Source organism: uncultured Leifsonia sp., from assembly GCF_945957465.1.
GTDB lineage: Bacteria > Actinomycetota > Actinomycetes > Actinomycetales > Microbacteriaceae > Leifsonia.
The window spans coordinates 37835-55046 of sequence record NZ_CAMFLC010000001.1 but is presented as its reverse complement, the minus strand read 5'-3'; the positions used below and the strand labels follow the sequence as shown (position 1 = coordinate 55046).

The 17212-nt window shown below is 70.3% G+C and carries 17 protein-coding genes; 9 read left to right on the top strand and 8 right to left on the bottom strand.

Features of this window, described 5'->3' with window-relative positions:
• Positions 1-8: 8 nt before the first annotated feature.
• From Q0Q23_RS00250 to Q0Q23_RS00240, 3 genes are read right to left on the bottom strand one after another with little or no spacing between them, the layout of a single operon-like run.
• Positions 9-1082 carry an aromatic acid exporter family protein gene (locus Q0Q23_RS00250; RefSeq protein WP_295117525.1) on the bottom strand — a complete coding sequence of 358 codons (1074 nt, stop codon included), beginning with the start codon at positions 1080-1082 and terminating at the stop codon, positions 9-11.
• 32 nt (positions 1083-1114) lie between these two features.
• Entirely contained in the window at positions 1115-2191 is a 1077-nt protein-coding gene (locus Q0Q23_RS00245) for a winged helix DNA-binding domain-containing protein (protein ID WP_295117522.1), read from the bottom strand.
• Positions 2192-2234: 43 nt separating this feature from the next.
• Positions 2235-3302, bottom strand: a complete 1068-nt coding sequence (locus Q0Q23_RS00240) for an App1 family protein (protein ID WP_295117519.1) — start codon at positions 3300-3302, stop codon at positions 2235-2237.
• A gap of 205 nt (positions 3303-3507) precedes the next feature.
• On the opposite strand from Q0Q23_RS00240, the gene Q0Q23_RS00235 reads away from it, so the two are divergent.
• The 5 genes from Q0Q23_RS00235 to Q0Q23_RS00215 all read left to right on the top strand — a co-directional run bounded on the left by Q0Q23_RS00235 (position 3508) and on the right by Q0Q23_RS00215 (position 7706).
• Positions 3508-4167, top strand: a complete 660-nt coding sequence (locus Q0Q23_RS00235) for a TetR/AcrR family transcriptional regulator (RefSeq protein ID WP_295117516.1) — start codon at positions 3508-3510, stop codon at positions 4165-4167.
• Between the two features lie 197 nt (positions 4168-4364).
• Positions 4365-5276, top strand: a complete 912-nt coding sequence (locus Q0Q23_RS00230; protein WP_295117513.1) for an ABC transporter ATP-binding protein — start codon at positions 4365-4367, stop codon at positions 5274-5276.
• Positions 5273-5962: an ABC transporter permease gene (locus tag Q0Q23_RS00225; protein WP_295117509.1), complete on the top strand. Its 690-nt coding sequence runs from the start codon at positions 5273-5275 to the stop codon at positions 5960-5962. Before Q0Q23_RS00230 ends, Q0Q23_RS00225 begins: the two co-directional genes overlap by 4 nt.
• Positions 5959-6702 (top strand): ABC transporter permease, encoded by a 744-nt coding sequence (locus tag Q0Q23_RS00220; RefSeq protein ID WP_295117506.1) that lies wholly within the window; start codon positions 5959-5961, stop codon positions 6700-6702. The genes Q0Q23_RS00225 and Q0Q23_RS00220 overlap by 4 nt, the downstream gene beginning before the upstream one ends.
• 65 nt (positions 6703-6767) lie before the next feature.
• Positions 6768-7706: an ABC transporter substrate-binding protein gene (locus Q0Q23_RS00215; RefSeq protein ID WP_295117504.1), complete on the top strand. Its 939-nt coding sequence runs from the start codon at positions 6768-6770 to the stop codon at positions 7704-7706.
• 7 nt (positions 7707-7713) lie between these two features.
• On the opposite strand, the gene Q0Q23_RS00210 is transcribed toward Q0Q23_RS00215, so the two are convergent.
• The 4 genes from Q0Q23_RS00210 to Q0Q23_RS00195 all read right to left on the bottom strand — a co-directional run bounded on the left by Q0Q23_RS00210 (position 7714) and on the right by Q0Q23_RS00195 (position 10364).
• On the bottom strand, positions 7714-8388 hold the full coding sequence (locus Q0Q23_RS00210) for a DedA family protein (protein ID WP_295117501.1): 675 nt from the start codon (positions 8386-8388) through the stop codon (positions 7714-7716).
• Positions 8385-8975, bottom strand: coding sequence for a TetR/AcrR family transcriptional regulator (locus tag Q0Q23_RS00205; RefSeq protein ID WP_295117498.1), 591 nt, complete (start codon positions 8973-8975; stop codon positions 8385-8387). The genes Q0Q23_RS00210 and Q0Q23_RS00205 overlap by 4 nt, the downstream gene beginning before the upstream one ends.
• A 76-nt stretch (positions 8976-9051) precedes the next feature.
• Complete coding sequence (locus tag Q0Q23_RS00200) at positions 9052-9993, bottom strand: M56 family metallopeptidase (RefSeq protein WP_295117496.1); 942 nt, start codon at positions 9991-9993, stop codon at positions 9052-9054.
• Between the two features lie 5 nt (positions 9994-9998).
• The gene (locus Q0Q23_RS00195; protein ID WP_295117493.1) at positions 9999-10364 is read right to left on the bottom strand and encodes a BlaI/MecI/CopY family transcriptional regulator; all 366 of its coding nucleotides are present in this window, start codon (positions 10362-10364) and stop codon (positions 9999-10001) included.
• 95 nt (positions 10365-10459) lie between these two features.
• Here Q0Q23_RS00195 and Q0Q23_RS00190 point away from each other — a divergent pair, with 95 nt between their 5' ends.
• From Q0Q23_RS00190 to cydC, 4 genes are read left to right on the top strand one after another with little or no spacing between them, the layout of a single operon-like run.
• Positions 10460-11872, top strand: coding sequence for a cytochrome ubiquinol oxidase subunit I (locus Q0Q23_RS00190; RefSeq protein WP_295117490.1), 1413 nt, complete (start codon positions 10460-10462; stop codon positions 11870-11872).
• 13 nt (positions 11873-11885) lie between these two features.
• The gene (gene cydB, locus Q0Q23_RS00185) at positions 11886-12911 is read left to right on the top strand and encodes a cytochrome d ubiquinol oxidase subunit II (RefSeq protein WP_295117487.1); all 1026 of its coding nucleotides are present in this window, start codon (positions 11886-11888) and stop codon (positions 12909-12911) included.
• A gap of 1 nt (position 12912) precedes the next feature.
• A complete protein-coding gene (gene cydD / locus Q0Q23_RS00180; RefSeq protein WP_295117484.1) occupies positions 12913-14565 on the top strand; it encodes a thiol reductant ABC exporter subunit CydD in 1653 nt (550 codons plus the stop codon).
• Entirely contained in the window at positions 14552-16303 is a 1752-nt protein-coding gene (cydC, locus tag Q0Q23_RS00175; RefSeq protein WP_363316224.1) for a thiol reductant ABC exporter subunit CydC, read from the top strand. The genes cydD and cydC overlap by 14 nt, the downstream gene beginning before the upstream one ends.
• Before the next feature lie 93 nt (positions 16304-16396).
• On the opposite strand, the gene Q0Q23_RS00170 is transcribed toward cydC, so the two are convergent.
• A complete protein-coding gene (locus Q0Q23_RS00170; RefSeq protein WP_295117482.1) occupies positions 16397-17182 on the bottom strand; it encodes an aminotransferase class IV in 786 nt (261 codons plus the stop codon).
• Positions 17183-17212: the final 30 nt, after the last annotated feature.

Sequence of the window (17212 nt, the reverse complement as noted above, 5' to 3'; positions counted from 1 at the left end):
CGGGTGGCTCAGGCGGCCTCGTCGTCCCCGGTGATCTCCGCGTGGATGCGGCGCAGGTCCTCCATCAGCGAGCCGATCAGCACCCAGTGCCGCGGATTGGGCGTCGCGACGACCAGCGGCGCCGTCAGCACGGGGAGGCCGGCCGTCTCGGTGGTCGGCTCCTCGACGGGTGCATCGGGGTCCCGCGTGAGGAGCCGGAGGTCGTGCGCCGACCGCTCCAGTTCGTCGGCGATCGCGGCGATGGTCGGTTCGTCCGCGAGGCTGTCGTCGTAGTGGTCGTGGAAGGCGCGGGTCATTCCGAGCGACCGCGTGATCAACGGCCGCAGCCGGGCGAAGAGCTGCTCGTCGTGCTCGAGCACCGCGCGGTGGCGGGACTGCCGCGGGTTGAGGGTGAGGCTCTCGTCGGCGGCCGTCAGCGCCGCTTCGGACTTCTTCTCCATCGGGCGCAGCAGCCGCGCCTCGATCAGGAGCGCATCCCGCTCGCCTGCGGTGGGCCGGCTGGTGAGGGCGTGCGCCAGCCGGTCGAGCGTCGCCGCGATCTCGGTACCCAGTGTGAGGACCGACGCGCGTGCCGGCCCGGTCAGCACGGGAGGTACGACGGCGATGTTGATGATCACGCCCACCGCGGCCCCGAGGACGGTCTCGACGATGCGTGCGAGTGGGTACTCCAGGTTCGCTGCGCCCAGGGAAAGCACCAGCATCACGCTGATCGGCACCTGGTTGGCCGTGCCGGGCGTGAGCTTGAGCGCCCAGGCCAGGAAGAGCGACGCGACCAGGGCCAGGAGCACGATCCAGGTGTTGCTGCCGAACGCCAGCCCGACCACGTACGCGATCACGACACCGACGATCACGCCGATCGAGCGTTCGATCGCGCGGCCGACCGATTGGTTCACGCTCGGCTGCACGACCAGCAGCGCGGCGATGGCCGCGAAGACGGGCAGCTCACCGGGGAACAGCAGGGTGGCGATGCCCCAGGAGATGATCATGGCGGCCGCGGTCTTGGCCACCTGGAGGAAGGGGACCCTGGAGGAGGCCCGGATGTTCGCGGGCAGTCGGATCTTGACCGGGAACTTCGGAGCCACCCGACCAGCGTAGCCCGTGGCCGGGGTCCCCTTCAGGCGGCGAATCGCCGGTACGCCGCCGCCGAGCGTGCCGCCGCCCGCTCCTGCGTCGCCGTCAGCGGGACGAACGGCTGGATGTCGACCTGGCCGTGCCCTCCCGGGCGGCGCCACGTGCCGACGACGCGCCCGTGCGCCACGACCGTCGGCTGGAAGATGCCGTTCCCGCCCGGGACGATCCGTTCGAAGTGCGCGGCGTCGAGCACGGCGGTGCGGTCCTGATAGCCGAGCAGGTACTCGTCGAACGCCGGGAGCAGGTGGACGGACTCGCGTTCGCGGCGGGTCTGCGCGGTGGAGGCCGCCCGATCCGCGAGCTCCACGGGCACGAGGTAGGTCGTTCCGTCGACCTCCACGGACGTGACCGCATCGCCCGCCACCGCCAGCCCGGTCTTCGCGCCGGCGACGGTGCCCTTCGTCCACCAGACGAAGTCCTTGACGGTCGCGGGACCGTGGCCCCGCAGGTACCGCAGCAGGAACTCGCCCCAGGCCTCGTCGGGTTCGAGCCGCCGCGACAGCGGGACCCACTCGTCGAGCAGCACGAGCGCCTGCTGCGTGCGGAGCGTCGGCCCCCAGCAGAGCACCCCGGTCTGGGCGAGGAAGTAGATGAGGTGATAGCCGCGCTGCCCTGCGGTCGCGATGCCCGCCCTCTCCCACAGCTCCATGAGCTCCGCCCGCCCGATGCTGCGGCCTCCGGAGAGCGCCTCGGTGACGAGGTCGCGTGCGCGATGGAAGTCCGGCTGTTCGAGCTCCAGCTGGCGGTGGCGCGCGGCGAGACCGGCGATCATCCGGGACGTCGTCACGCCCAGCATCCAGCGGAGGTCCTCCGGCGGCACGAAGTGCAGCGTTCCGCGCATCGGCCACGAGCGCACGATGGCTCCCGCGTCGAGCTCGGCGAGTACGTCGGTTCGGGTCGCCCCGCCGGTGCGCAGGCCCAGCGCCCAGCACGCCGCAGCGAAGTCCTGCGCCTGCACGGCCAGCAGCCGTCGTGCGACGTCGGCAGGAGTGCTCTCCCGCTCACCGTCGATCGCGTGCGCGAGGGCGCGCATCCGGAGCAGGTCGGCGCGGGAGGTCATGAGCCCAGTGTCGCGCAGACCGACGACACGCGTCGTGGGCCGGTCACGGGAGCAGGTCGAGCTCGCGCAACTGCTCGAGCAGCCCGGCGCCGTCGGGGGCGTACACCCACGGCGCCCCCGAGATCTCGCTGTGCTTCTCGGCCTTGGACCGGCCGCCGGCGAGGACCGCCTCACCGCTGGAGAGCTGGCGGATGGCCACAGCCGCGACGTTGCCCGGATGAGCGGTCGTGAACTCGCCGTAGAGGGTCTCGTCGTGCTGGCCGTCGTCGCCGACGAGCAGCCAGCGGAGTCCGGGGAACTCGTCTGCGAGCCGCGCGAGGCTGGTGCGTTTGTGCTCGCGCCCCGACCGGAAGAAGCGGTCGTGCGTCGGTCCCCAGTCGGTGAGCAGCAGCGGGCCGGCCGGGAACAGGTTGCGCGAGAGGAATCGGGTGAGCGTCGGTGCGACGTTCCAGGCACCCGTGGAGAGGTAGATGACCGGGGCCCCGGGGTGCGCGGCGGCCAGGCGTTCCAGGAGCACCGACATGCCCGGCGTGGGCACGCGGGCGTGCTCGTCAAGCACGAAGGTGTTCCACGCCGCCAGCAGCGGGCGGGGGAGAGCGGTCACCATCACCGTGTCGTCCACGTCGGAGATGATTCCGAAGGTGGCCTTCGGGTCGACGATGTAGACCGGCGCTTCGAAGACTCGTGAGGACTCCGAGGTGCTCAGAGTGACCGTGTGCCATCCCGGTGTGAGCTGCACCGGGATGACGGTGTCGATCACGCCGCCGCGGTCCGGCTTCACTTCATGGCGGTCGCCCTCGACCTCGACCACGACTGTCACGTCGGCCACGGGAACGCTGATGAACGAACGCCAACCGCGGATCGACTCCTCGCGCTTGCGGTGCTTGCGCTCGGCGCGGCTGCCCGGTCGGGGATCCTTGGCCAGCACGACGCGCGCCAGGATGCGCACCCACGACGGGGCGCCGTAGCCGGTGTACGGCACGACCGTCGCCAGGAACCCCCGCTTGCGCGCCCGGCGGGCGCGGAACTCGTGGAAGGCATCCTCGACGCGCGCCGCGCGGTGCATGATCGGCTCGACGCTCGCGCTGCGCCTGGCTGGGGTGGCAGTCATAGAGGTACCAGTTTCTCATGGAGTGGGGGGCCGCCCGGACGCAGCCCCCAGATCTGGGGGACCGATCTTCGGAGTGTCAGAGGCATTTCCCGAGCAAAGGTGAGGTTTCCACGAATATGATCCGAAGTGAGCGATGGACGGAATCCGTCGCCGGGCTGGGGACCCGCACGCGTATCGTGGAACACAGAAAGAAGGAGTCGCCCTCGTGCCCATCAACGACCTGGTCGCAGCACAGAACACCGTCGGAGCGCCGCTCGTGCGCACGGAGCCGATCCAGGAGCGCAGCGCTGCGCGGATCGACGCCCTGCTCGACGCCGCAGCCGAGGTGGTCGACGAGATCGGATTCGACCGGCTCACCACCGCGATGGTGGCCGATCGCGCCGGCGCGTCCATCGGCACGGTCTACCGCTACTTCCCCGACCGTATCGTGCTCCTGCAGGCGCTGCGCGACCGTGCGCTCCTGCGCTACCGGCGCTCGGTCGTGGAGGCCATCCACACCGAGAGCCCCGAACACTGGTGGAACGCCGTGGAGTGCGCGATCGATGCGTTCGTCGCGATGTTCCGCACCGAGACGGGCTTCCGCATCATCCGGTTCACCGATGCCGAGCGCTCCGGCCTGCCCGGCGAAGAGGAGCCGGAGCACACCGCATCGTTCGCTTCGCAGTTCGCGGCGATCCTGTCGGAGGAGTTCGGCCTGCCCGCCGGCGAGGATCTCGCCTTCCGGCTTGAGATCGTGGTCGAGATCATGGACGGGCTGATCAACCGCGCCTTCCTCGACGACCCGATGGGCGACGAGCGCTTCATCGACGAGGCGCGCTCCGTCGCGCGCGAGTACCTGGAACGGCGCTACGACCCGAAGGGCTGACGCCTCTCGGTTCTGCACCCCGGTATCGCACCCTCGGGAATGTCGGTGGTACCCGACAGGGTTGTCACATGGTGCCTGGGATTTCCCGCCACAAACCGACTCAATTCATTGCGGATTGGTCGAAACGCTGTTTGGCTGGAGCCGATGGCCCCGTTCAGACCGACCAGCCTGCCCAATCGACCGAGAGTTGAGGACCGATGATCGAGTTCCGCTCGGTGACGAAGCGGTTCCCCGACGGGACCGTCGCGGTCGACGACTTCTCCCTCGTCATCCCGTCACGCAAGATCACCGTCCTGGTGGGCTCGTCGGGCAGCGGCAAGACGACCATCCTGCGCATGGTCAACCGCATGGTCGATCCGACCAGCGGCACCGTGTCGATCGACGGCGAAGACGTGCAGAGCCTCAAGCCCGTCAACCTGCGGCGTCGCATCGGCTACGTCATGCAGAACTCGGGCCTGCTGCCGCACCGCAAGGTCGTCGACAACATCGCGACCGTGCCGCTGCTCACCGGTGTCAAGAAGAAGCAGGCCCACGAGCGTGCGCTCGAGTTGATGGACACGGTGGGGCTCGAGCGGTCGCTCGCGGACAAGTACCCCAGCCAGCTGTCGGGAGGTCAGCAGCAGCGCGTCGGCGTGGCCCGCGGTCTCGCGGTCGACCCCAACATCCTGCTGATGGACGAGCCGTTCGGCGCGGTCGACCCGATCGTGCGCGACGACCTCCAGAACGAGTTGCTTCGCCTGCAGCGCGACCTCGGCAAGACGGTGCTCTTCGTGACGCACGACATCGATGAGGCGTTCCGCCTCGGCGACCAGGTGGTCATCTTCCGCAAGGGCGGCATCGTGGCGCAGAAGGGCACGCCCGCGGAGATCCTCGCATCGCCCGCCGACGAGTTCGTCGCCTCCTTCGTCGGCGCCGACCGTGGCAAGCGTGCCCTTCACATCGAGCAGACCACGACCGGGACCGTGCTCGTCGACAGCGAGGGTCGCACAGCGGGCGTCCTCAGCGCCGAGCCTTCCTCCTCCGAAGAAACAAAGGCCGCGGCGGTGTCCGTCGCGGGTGGTGCGGACGCCGTAACGCAGGGTGGCGCCCCTCCACGGCAGGCACAGTGAACTTCCTGTGGTCGAACCTCGGCCAGGTCTGGAACCTCACTCTCTCGCACGTGTGGTTGAGCGCCATCCCGATCGTCGTCGGCTTCGTGGTGTCGCTGCCCATCGGCTGGGTGGCGAACCGGTATCGGGTGAGTCGGCCCGTGCTGCTGACCATCGGCGGCATCCTGTACACGATCCCGTCGCTGCCGCTGCTGGCCGCGATGCCCGCGCTGATCGGCACGCAGATCCTCGACCCGATCAACCTGGTCGTCGCACTCAGCATCTATGCGGTGGCGCTGATGGTGCGCACGACGGCCGACGCGCTCGCCTCCGTGCCCGGTGACGTCGTCCAGTCCGCGACCGCCATCGGCTACTCGGCCTGGGGCCGATTCTGGGCGGTCGAGCTGCCGCTCGCCGGCCCCGTGCTGCTCGCCGGGCTCCGGGTCGTGTCGGTCTCGACGGTCAGCCTCGTCAGCGTCGGCGCGCTTCTCGGCGTCCCGAACCTCGGGCGGCTCTTCACCGACGGCCTCAACCGTTACTACCCGGAGGAGGTCGCGGTCGGCATCATCCTCATCATGGTCGTCGCGCTGGTCTTCGACCTCGTACTGGTGCTTCTCGGACGCCTGCTGATGCCGTGGTCGCGGCTCGACCGCCGCACCGGACGGCTGCGGCGTTCGGCGGCGATGAAGGCGGTGACGGGCGCATGACCGATTTCATCGCCGCCTTCCAGTGGCTCTTCGATCCCGTCAACTGGGCCGGCCCGGGCGGCATCCCGGCACGCACGGGCGAACACATCGTCTACACGCTGCTCACCCTGCTGATCGCAAGCGTCATCGCACTGCCGATCGGATTCCTGATCGGGCATACCGGCCGGTTCCGCGGTTTGGCGGTGGGTGTCTCCGGGGCCTTGCGGGCGCTGCCGACTCTGGGACTCGTCGTCTACCTCGCGCTGATCATGGCGAACATCTCGATCGTCCCTCCGCTGATCGCGCTGACGATCCTCGCCATCCCGCCGCTGCTCGCCGGAGCGTACTCGGGCCTGGAGTCGGTCAACCGCAGCACCATCGACGCGGCGCGGGCGATCGGCATGACCGAGTGGCAGATCTTCACGAAGGTCGAACTGCCGCTGTCGCTGCCGCTCGTGCTCGGCGGACTGCGGTCGGGTGCGCTTCAGGTCATCGCGACCTGGACGGTCGCGGCGATCCTACCGGTCGGCGGCCTCGGGAGGTTCCTGTTCGACGGGCTGGCCGTGCAGAACTACCCGGAGATGCTCGGCGGTTCGATCGTCGTCGTCGTGCTCGCCCTGATCGTCGACGGGCTGTTCGCGATCACGCAGAAGCTCGTCGTGCCGCGGGGCGTCGCGGCCGGCACCGTGCGCGCCGAGGTGCGCAAAGACCCCTCGCGCCCACTCGGCGTCACCGTTCCCGGGCGGTCGGGCGCCAACTGACCCGCGAACCTCTCGATCCACCGACTTCCATCGACCCATCGCACACAGAAGAGAAGAGAAATCACATGTTCGGATCCACGAAAGGCCGCATCGCAGCAGGTGTGCTCGCGGCGGGAGCTCTGCTCGCCCTTGCCGCGTGCTCGTCGGGGGGCGGCGGTGCGTTCAACACCTCCAGCAGCGGCGGTTCCTCGTCGGGCGACACGATCACCGTGGGCTCTGCCGCGTTCGGCGAGTCCGAGATCCTGATGCAGATCTACGGCCAGGCCCTGGCCGCCAACGGTGTCAAGGTCAACTACAAGCCCAGCATCGGTCAGCGTGACGTCTACTTGAAGGCATTGCAGGACGGCTCGATCGACCTGGTCCCGGAGTACACCGGCAACCTGCTGCAGTTCTACGACAAGAACAGCACCGCGAGCTCGAGCGCCGACGTCTACGCCGCCCTGAACGACGCGCTGCCGAAGGGCTTCGAGGTGCTCGACCAGGCCAAGGCGCAGGACGCCGACGCCTACAACGTCACCAAGGAGTTCTCGGACAAGTACGGCGTGACGAGTCTCGAAGACCTCAAGAAGGTGACCGTTCCGCTGACGGTCGGCGCGAACCCCGAGTTCGCCACCCGCCCCTACGGCATCCCCGGGCTCAAGTCGGCCTACGGGGTGACGGCGACGCTCAAGCCGATCAGCGACTCGGGCGGCCCGCTCACCGTCACCGCCCTCAAGAACGGCGACGTGCAGCTGGCCGACATCTACACGACGACCCCGGCCATCAAGGACAACGGGTTCGTCGTGCTGAAGGACCCGAAGAACCTGATCGCCGCGCAGAACATCGTGCCGCTGATCAACAGCAAGAAGGCCTCCGACACGGTCAAGTCGGTGCTCGACAAGGTGTCGGCCGAGCTGACCACGGACGACCTCATCACCATGAACAGCGAGAACCAGGGCGCCAGCAAGACCCAGCCCGACGCCGTGGCGAAGAAGTGGCTCCAGGAGCACCCGATCAAGAAGTAGGGCGAACTCAGGAATCCGCGCGCGGCGGCTCGGGCGACCGGGCCGCCGCATCCATGTGGGCGGCCTCCCGCTTCTGGAGGACCTTCTTCACGACGAAGACCACGCCGACGAACACCGCGATGACCGCCACGAACACGTACCCCGCCCCGTGCAGCTCCTGCGAGAGTTCGCGGAAGCTGCCCGCGGCGAGCGAGCCGACCGTGACGTAGGCGAACGCCCAGATCACGCAGGCCGGTGCGGTCCACGCCATGAACGTGCGGTAGCGCATCGGGCTCATGCCGACCGTGAGCGGGATGAGCGAGTGCAGCACCGGAAGGAACCGCGAGAGGAAGACGGCGATGCCGCCGCGCTTGGCGAGGTAGGCCTCCGCGCGATCGAAGTTCTGCCGCCCGAGGCGTGCGCCGAGCCGGCTGGCCCGGATGCGGGGCCCGAAGAAGCGGCCGAGAGCGAAGCCGATCGACTCGCCGCAGAGCGCGCCGACGATCACGGCGATCACCAGCGCGGCATACTCGACAGGGCTCCCGACGGCCGTGGAGGCCACGAGCACGATCGTGTCACCCGGCACGATCAGGCCGACCAGGATCGACGTCTCCAGCATGATGCCGACCCCGGCCAGGAGGGTGCGGAGGATCGGATCGACGGACTGGACGAGTTCGAGGGTCCAGGTGAGCGCCTCGTTCACGTCGTGGGGGCGGAGCGGATCAGGGACCAGTACGCTTCGATCGCCTCGGCCATGTCGGCGCTCGGGTCGAGCATCCACTGCACCTGCATGCCGTCGGCGACGGCGACGGCGAGCCGGGCGAGTGTGCGCGGATCGGCGGCGGTGCGGATGCGCCCCGCTTCCTGTTCGGCGCGGACGTACCGTTCGAGGCCGCCGACGATCTGTTCGTAGCGCGAGACGAAGTAGTCGTGGCCCGGGTGCTCCGGGTCGGCAGCCTCGGCCGAGATGGTCGCATAGAGCTGCACCAGTCCCGGAACCTGCGCGTTGTGACGAACGATGCCGACGAGGCCGTCGAGGGTGGCCGTCCCGCCGTCGCCGAGGCCCTGAGCGCTGGAATCGACTTCGTCGCGCTTGCGGAGGACTTCGGCGAACAGCTCCTCCTTGGAGGAGAAGTGGTGGAGCAGGCCCGCCTGGCTGAGTCCGACCGAGTCGGCGATCTCGCGCAGTGACGCCTTGCGATAGCCCTTCTCGGCGAACACCTCCAGCGCGCGGGCGAGGATCTCCTCGCGTTTGGCGATCCCCTTGGCGTAGCCCCGCTTCTCCGGCATGGCTCCAGGCTAGCGGGCGGCGGCTGATCGACTCGTGAGCGCGGCGGGCAGCCCGCCGGTGGCGGCCGACACGCGCTCAGCTCGTGAGCACGAGGACCGGCGGAACGGCGACGAGCAGGAGGATCGCGACGACGACGAGGAAGCGCAGGCCCGTCCCGACGGTGCGGTAGCCGGCGGTGAGGCGCTCCTCGCGCGCGACGAGGGCCGTACGGCGTTGCTCCGGGGTGCGGGGGTCCTTGGGCGCGCCGAGCGCCGCGCCGGCCGTTCCGGTCGAGTCGACGATGCGGATGGCCTCGCCGAGGACGGCGTCGCCCGACGTGCGCCGCGCGGTGTCGTCGGCGAGCATCTCGACGAGCAGGGCGACGGCGTCCTGAGCGCGGGTGGCGATCGGGAACCAGGGGAGTGCGCGCTTCCACGATAGGAACGCGTCGAGGAGCAGGTGGTGCTTCTGGCGGAGGTGTGCGCGCTCGTGCGCGATCACGGCCTCCAGCTCGTCGGGGCTGAGGAGCTCGACCATGCCCTCCGAGAGCACTGTCACGCTGCGGGCGCCGGGAAGGCAGTAGGCCGCGGGAGCCGGGTGGTCGATGATGCGCGTCGCCGGTGCGTCGGGGAGCGGCGAGCTGAGCAGCCGCAACAGCTCCATGTGGCGGTGCCGTTGCCGGCGGCTGCGTACCGACGTCAGCGCGAGGTTGAGCAGCAGGTGCGCCGTCAGCAGGACGGCCGCGCTGAGGAAGAACGTGTGCAGCAGGGAGACGTCCGGCGGCAGTGGACCCGTGAAGAGCGATGCCGCCGCACCCGACACGCGGCTCGCGAGGTCGTCACCGAAGGGTTCGAGCCCCGCCAGCAGGAGCGACCCGATCATCGAGATGCCTCCCGCGAGCGCGATCGACTGCCAGAGGGCGAGCGCGAGCACGGGAGCGGCGGCCGGCCATTTCGCTCGGGCCAGCAGGAGCGGAACGGGCCACGCGAGCGCCAGGGCGAGCACCCCGAGCGCGATGGCGGTCGAGTCGACGGGCATCCCGGTCAGCTGCGTGCGTCGAGGAGGCGACGCAGCACCTCGGCCTCCGACTCGTCGACCGAGCCGACGAAGTAGGCGAGCGCCTCGGTGCGGTCGGAGGAGGTCTCGAGCACTTCGCGCATCAGATCGGCCACGTGCCCGGCCCGTGAGAGCGCGGCGAAGTAGACGTGCGGCCGCGCATCGCGCTCGCGGTCGACGAAGCCTTTCTGCTCCAGCCGGGAGAGCACGGTGAGCACGGTGGTGAGAGCCGGGGTCTTGCCGTCGGTTCGGGAGGCCGCTAGTTTGTCGCGCAGTTCGTTGGCGGTGATGGGGGAGTCGCCCGACCAGAGGGCATCCATCACCGCTCGTTCGAGTTCTCCGAGATTAGCCACGCCTCCAGGGTAGCGCGAAGAGGCTGTGAATGTTCTACACTCTGTAGAAGTAGCAGTTCTACAGACTGTAGAACTTGACCGGAAGGGTGGGCTGCGTGAACGAGATCCTCGATCCGCTGCTGCTGGCACGCTGGCAGTTCGGACTCACGACCATCTATCACTTCCTGTTCGTTCCGCTCACCATCGGCCTGGTGACCGTCGTCGCGATCTTCCAGACGATCTGGTACCGCACCGGCAAGGTGCACTACCTCCAGCTCACCCATTTCTTCGGCAAGCTGTTCCTCATCAACTTCGCCATGGGTGTCGTGACGGGCATCGTGCAGGAGTTCCAGTTCGGCATGAACTGGTCGAACTACTCGCGCTTCGTCGGCGACATCTTCGGCGCCCCGCTGGCACTGGAAGGCCTGCTCGCGTTCTTCCTGGAGGCGACGTTCATCGGCCTCTGGATCTTCGGCTGGGACAAACTTCCGAGAGGGCTGCATCTCGCCACCATCTGGGTGACCGCAGCGGGCACCATCCTGTCGGCCTACTTCATCCTGGCGGCCAACGCCTTCATGCAGAACCCGGTCGGCTACAAGCTCGATCCGGCGAAGGGCCGAGCCGAACTGACCGACCTGTGGGCCGTCCTGACCAACAAAGTGGCTCTCGCGGCGTTCCCCCACACGATCTTCGGCTGCTTCATGGTGTCGGCCGGCCTCATCATCGCGGTCGCCGCCTGGCACCTCTCGCGCAACCGCAACCTCGAGACCATGCGCCCCGCGCTGAAGTTCGGCCTCTGGATGATGGTCGTGGCCGGAATCGGCAGCGTCGTCAGCGGCGACCAGCTCGGCCTCGCCATGGTCTCGACGCAGCCGATGAAGATGGCGGCGGCCGAAGCGCTCTACAAGACCTCGACCGGTGCGGACGCCTCGTTCTCGATCTTCACACTCGGCACGCCCGACGGCGTCCACGAGCTGTTCTCGATCCGCGTTCCGTACCTGCTGTCGTTCCTGTCCACGCACACGCTCGACGGGACTGTCGAGGGCATCAACGACCTCCAAGCCCAATACGTGCAGCTCTACGGCCCCGGCGACTACACCCCGATCATCTGGGTCACGTACTGGGCGTTCCGCTGGATGATCGGCCTCGGCCTCCTGCACGTGCTGGTCGCCGTGGTGGGCCTCTGGTTCACCCGCAAGGGCCGCACACCGCCGTGGGCCTGGATGTGGAAGGTCGCGATCTGGGCGATGCCGCTCTCGCTCGCCGCGATGATCGTCGGCTGGATCTTCACCGAGATGGGCCGGCAGCCCTGGATCGTGTTCAGCCTCATGAAGACCCAGGACGGCGTCTCGCCCGGTACGACCGGCCTCGAGGTCCTGATCTCGCTGCTCGCCTTCACCGCCGTCTACGGAGCGCTCGCGGTCGTCGAGTTCAAGCTCATCAAACGCGCGGCGCAGAAGGGCCCCGCCCCCGTCGAGGACCACCTCGACGAGGAGGGCAAGCACGTCCCGGTCGCGACGGTCTACTAGAAGGAGACGCACAATGGATCTCGCAGTGCTCTGGTTCGGCATCATCGGCTTCTTCTTCATCGGCTACTTCGTCCTCGACGGCTTCGACTTCGGTGTCGGGATGTCGCTGCCCTTCCTCGGCAGGGACGAGACCGACCGGCGCGTGCTCATCAACACCATCGGCCCGGTCTGGGACCTCAACGAGACCTGGCTCATCGTCGGCGGCGCCGCGCTGTTCGCCGCGTTCCCGGAGTGGTACGCCACCCTGTTCAGCGGCTTCTACCTCGCGCTGCTGCTCATCCTGATCGCCCTCATCCTGCGCGGGGTGTCGTTCGAGTACCGGCACCAGCGGCCGGAGTCGCGGTGGAAGCGCCGCTTCGACGCCATGATCGTGATCGGCTCGGCGGTGCCCGCGCTGCTGTGGGGCGTCGCGTTCGCCAACATCGTGCAGGGTGTCGCACTCGACGCGCACCACGACTACACCGGGACGCTCTTCGACCTCCTGAACGGCTACGCGCTGCTCGGCGGTCTGACCACGCTGCTCCTGTTCTTCACCCATGGCGCCGTGTTCGTCTCGCTGAAGACCGACGGCGACATCCGCCGCCGCGCCCGCACGCTCGCCACCCGATCGGGCGTCCTCACGATCGTGGTCGCGGCGGCCTTCCTCGCCTGGACGGTGATCGCGCACTTCTCTGTCGTGCTCCTGATCCTCGCGCTGCTCGCCGCCGTCGCGCTCGTGACCTCCTGGGTCCTCAATCTCCGCGGCGCGGAGGGCTGGTCGTTCGGATTCATGGCGGCCACGATCGCGCTCGCCGTCGCGGCGCTGTTCACCGCGCTGTTCCCGAACGTGATGCCCTCGGTGCCGAACCCGGAGAACAGCCTGACCATCGCGAACGCGTCCAGCTCGGAGACCACGCTGACGATCATGACCTGGGTGGCGGTGATCTTCCTCCCGCTGATCCTGCTCTACCAGGGCTTCACGTACTGGGTCTTCCGCAAGCGCGTCACGCGCGCGCACATTCCGGACGACCACCCGGAGCCCGAACCGGCCGTGGTCTGAGATGCGCCCGCTCGATCCCCGGCTCCTCCGTTACGCGTCCGCGACCCGACTCACGCTGGCCGGAGGCGCAGTCGTCGCCGTGCTGCAGACCGCGGCCGTCGTGGCGTTCGCCTGGCTCGTCACCCAGCTGGTGGTCCGCGCGATCGCCGGCGCGGCGCTCGGCGAACTCGGTGCGCTGTTCGCCGGGCTCGTCGTCGTGGTCGTCGTGCGCGGCGCGCTGCTGTGGCTCGCGGAGGCCGTGTCCGCTCGCGGCGGAGCCGCCGCCGTCGGGCAGCTGCGCTCACAGCTGGTGGCGGCGTTCGGGCGGCTCGGCCCGCGCGGGCTGGCCGGACGCAGCACTGCCGAGCTCACGCTCGTGGCCGGACGCGGAATGGATGCGCTCGACGGCTACTTCAGCCGGTACCTCCCGCAGCTGATCGCGACAGCGGTCACGATGCCGCTGCTCGTCCTGGTGATCGGCTGGCAGGATCTCACCAGCGGGATCATCCTCGTCCTGACGCTCCCGCTCATCCCGGTCTTCATGGTGCTCGTCGGCTGGGCGACGCAGGCCGCGCAGAAGAAGCAGTGGTCGGCGCTGTCGGCGCTGTCGAAGGGGTTCCTCGACGTCGTCGCGGGCCTCCCGACTCTCACCCTGTTCGGGCGGCAGCACCGTCAAGAGGCGCGCATCCGCCGGGTGAGCGAGGAGTACCGCTCGCGCACCATGAAGGTCCTACGGATCTCGTTCCTCTCGGGCTTCGTGCTCGAACTCGCAGCCAGCCTGTCGGTCGCACTCATCGCGGTGGCGATCGGTCTCCGGCTGCTCGGCGGCTCACTCGAACTGTCGGTGGGGCTGTTCGTGCTGCTGCTCGCGCCCGAGGCGTTCCTGCCGTTGCGCAACGTGGGCGCCGCCTATCACGCCGCAACCGAGGGGATGGCGGCCGCCGCCGGCGCGTTCGAGGTGCTGGACGCCGCGAGCCGGGCATCGTCCGAGGCGGTCGACGGCCTCGCCGGTGACGGCGGCGTCGCCGGTGACGGCGCGCCCGGCCTGGTGCTGACCGACGTCGGCATCGCGTATGACGCGCGGGAGGTCGTCTCGGGGTTCTCCGCCGAGGTGACTCCGGGCACGCTCGCCGTGCTGACCGGGCCGAGCGGGACGGGCAAGTCGAGCCTGGTGGCCGCGGTGCTCGGTTTCGTCGCGCACAGCGGCTCGATCGCCGTCGGTGGACATCGCGACGCGCCCGGGCGCCGCGGAGCGATCGCCTGGGCGGGACAGCGCCCCGGCCTGGTGGCCGGCACCGTCGGCGAGAACGTGGCGCTCGGCGATCCCGAGCCGTCCGCGCGGCGTGTCGCCGAGGCGTTGCGGGACGCGGCTGCCCCGGAACTCGCTCCCGAGCTCGTGGTGGGGGCCGGCGGCGCCGGTCTCTCCGGCGGCCAGGCGCAGCGGGTCGCCGTCGCCCGGGCGCTCTACCGGCTGCGGTCGCGGTCGTGCCCCGTGCTGATCCTGGACGAGCCGACCTCCGCCCTGGACGCGTCCACCGAGGCCGAACTGGTGTCGTCTCTGCGCCGCGTCGCGGACAGCGGTGCGGCGGTGCTCGTCGTCAGCCACCGGGAGGCCGTGGTCGCCGCGGCCGACCTCCTTCTGCGGCCGGGGGTGCTGACCCGTGTCGCTCGCTGAGCCCGCCGCGCCCGGAGCGACGCCGGTCCCCGAGATGCGCGAGCAGACCCGCCGCATCCTGCGCCTCGCGCTGCCGCCCGCCCGCCGGCTCTGGGTGGCCATCGCCTTCGGGGCACTGAGCGGGGCCTGCGCTGTCGCGCTGCTCGGGGTCTCGGCGTGGCTGATCACGCGCGCCGCCGAGCAGCCGGCGCTCATGTACATCTCGCTGGCGGTGGTCGGGGTCCGCGCGTTCGCGCTCGGGCGCGCCTTCTTCCGCTACCTGGAGCGCCTCGCCGGGCACGATGCCGCCTTCGGACGCCTGGGCGCCATCCGCGCCGACCTCTTCGCACGGCTGGTGCCGCTCGGGCCCGACGGCATCGGAGCCCGGCGCGGCGCCGACGGCCGGCGTGATGACCGCGCTCGCGGCGGGGAACTGCTCTCGCGCCTGGCGGACGACGTCGACGAGCTCCCGGATTTCGCGCTGCGCGTCGTCCAGCCCCTGGTCTCCGCGGGGATCGTCGTTCTCGCCGGAGTGGTCGGGACGTTCCTGCTCCTCCCCGCGGCCGGTGTCGCCCTGCTCGTCGTCCTGGCCGCGGCGTTCGTCGTCGGCGTGCTCGTGAACCGGTGGGCTGCCGGCGCCTCCGAGCGCGGGGTCGCCCCGCTGCGGGCGGAGGTGGCGGCGTCGGTGAACGACCTCGTGACGAACCTCGACGTGCTCGTCGCCTTCGACGCACTGGAGTCGGCCGGTGCCCGGGTCCGGGCCGCCTCCGCCCGCCTGACCGGTGCGATGCGCACGCGCGCCGCAGGGCTGGGCCTCACCGCCGGAGCCGTGTCGCTGTTCGCGGGTCTCGCGACCGTGCTCGGCCTGGTTTCGGGGATTCCCGCACTGCGGGAGGGGCGGCTCGACGGCCCGTCCCTCGCCGTGGTCGCCCTCCTGCCGCTGGCCGTCTTCGAGGTGTTCGGTTCGCTGCCGCTGGCGTTCGGCGCGTGGCGACGCGTGAGAGCCAGCGCCGAGCGGATCGCCGACACCGTGCCGGCGACCGTGCCCGAGGGGGTGCCGGTGGACACCGCGTCGGCCGCCGGGCTCGCGGTCCCTGGCGTCCCCGATCTCCGCGTGCGCCTGGCGCGTGCGCAGTGGCCGGGGTCGTCGTCGCCCGTGCTCCGGGACGTCGCGCTCGACCTCCGCGCGGGCGAGCGGGTGGTCCTCACCGGGCCGACCGGGGCGGGCAAGACCGCTCTGGCGCATGTCCTCGTGCGCTTTCTGGACCTCGACGGCTCGTACACGATCGATGGGACGGAGGTGCACGACGTCCGCCAGGACGATGTGCGCCGCGTCGTGGGGCTCGTGGAGCAGAGCCCCTACCTGTTCGACTCCGACCTCCGGCAGAACCTGCTCTTCGCGCGCGACACGGCGACCGACGACGAGCTGCTGGCGGTCCTGGAGCGCGTCGGTCTGGGGGAGTGGACGCGCTCCCGCGGCGGACTCGGCACTCCGGTCGGCGAACGCGGCGCCCTGGTGTCGGGGGGCCAGGCGCAACGGATCGCGCTCGCGCGCGCCCTGCTGGCCGACTTCCCGGTGCTCGTCGTCGACGAGCCGACGGCCAACGTGGATGCCGCCGTCGCCGGCCGCATCGTGCACGACATCCTCCGCACGGCCGCCGATGACGGCCGCACCGTCGTGCTGATCTCCCACCTCGACGTCGCGGACCCGCTGGTCACCCGCCGCCTCCACCTGGAGGACGGCACCCTGGTCGCGTAGCCGCCGCCCCGCTCGACCGACTCGTCCCGATTCGCCGCCGAGGCGGCGCGCCGCACGGCGCGTCGGACGGCGTGTCGGGCCCGGCTGTCGCCCTCAGCGCAGTGGGCGCGCGAGAGCAGCGCACCGGGCGCGCCAGGCGGCGGTGCGCGCCGGCTCGTGGCCGAGCGCGGGGCCGTCGACCCAGACGGTCACGTCGCGGATGCCGTGGAGCGCGTTGACCGCCCACAGGGTCGTGCCCTCGAGCTCGGCCGGGCGAACCGCCTCCTCCTCCACCGGCACGCCGAGCGCCGCCGCGATGCCGCGCACCGTCCGTGCCGACACGCTGTCGACCCGCGCCAGTTCGAAGGGCGGTGCGCACAGCGTCTCGCCGCGCCACCACAGGAGTGCCGTGGTAGTCCCGTCGGTCACGCGGCCCTCGTCGAGCAGCACCGCCTCCTGCGCGCCGTCGCGCTGGGCCCGCTGCCGCAGGGCGTTCAAGCGGTCGATGTCCGGCCCCTTGAGGTGCGGCACCCGACGCGGGTCCGAGGCGGCCGTGGCGACCACCAGGTCGGCCCCGAGCGGGGGAGCCGTCCGCTGTCGGAAGCGGAGCCGCAGCGCGCCCCGGGCACGCACGAGCTCGAAGCGCGGGAACCAGCGGCCTTCCTCGGGGAGGAGGGCGACCCCGGCCTCCCAGAAGGCGTCGAGCTCCGCGCGGTGCGCGAAGCCCTGCAACGCGGCGGTCTCGGCGAATCGCTCGCGGTGCAACCCGAGCGCGAGCGCCCGGCCCGCGGCGACGAGGAACGAATCGGCAGCGAGCAGCTCGGTCTCCACGATCTCGCAGTCGTCACGCACGACGAGCGCGTCACCCGCCCAGTCGAGAAGGGTGGCCGTCGCGTCCATCCGCCCAGGCTAGTGCACTCGCCCTGATGC

What these genes read in the sequence shown, in the direction of transcription:
- Q0Q23_RS00240 (WP_295117519.1), bottom strand. Translation starts at nt 3,302, where the DNA reads ATGACTGCCACCCCAGCCAGGCGCAGCGCGAGCGTCGAGCCGATCATG.
- cydD (WP_295117484.1), top strand. Translation starts at nt 12,913, where the DNA reads ATGCGCCCGCTCGATCCCCGGCTCCTCCGTTACGCGTCCGCGACCCGA.
- Q0Q23_RS00205 (WP_295117498.1), bottom strand. Translation starts at nt 8,975, where the DNA reads ATGCCGGAGAAGCGGGGCTACGCCAAGGGGATCGCCAAACGCGAGGAG.
- Q0Q23_RS00200 (WP_295117496.1), bottom strand. Translation starts at nt 9,993, where the DNA reads ATGCCCGTCGACTCGACCGCCATCGCGCTCGGGGTGCTCGCCCTGGCG.
- Q0Q23_RS00245 (WP_295117522.1), bottom strand. Translation starts at nt 2,191, where the DNA reads ATGACCTCCCGCGCCGACCTGCTCCGGATGCGCGCCCTCGCGCACGCG.
- Q0Q23_RS00230 (WP_295117513.1), top strand. Translation starts at nt 4,365, where the DNA reads ATGATCGAGTTCCGCTCGGTGACGAAGCGGTTCCCCGACGGGACCGTC.
- Q0Q23_RS00170 (WP_295117482.1), bottom strand. Translation starts at nt 17,182, where the DNA reads ATGGACGCGACGGCCACCCTTCTCGACTGGGCGGGTGACGCGCTCGTC.
- Q0Q23_RS00215 (WP_295117504.1), top strand. Translation starts at nt 6,768, where the DNA reads ATGTTCGGATCCACGAAAGGCCGCATCGCAGCAGGTGTGCTCGCGGCG.
- cydB (WP_295117487.1), top strand. Translation starts at nt 11,886, where the DNA reads ATGGATCTCGCAGTGCTCTGGTTCGGCATCATCGGCTTCTTCTTCATC.
- Q0Q23_RS00220 (WP_295117506.1), top strand. Translation starts at nt 5,959, where the DNA reads ATGACCGATTTCATCGCCGCCTTCCAGTGGCTCTTCGATCCCGTCAAC.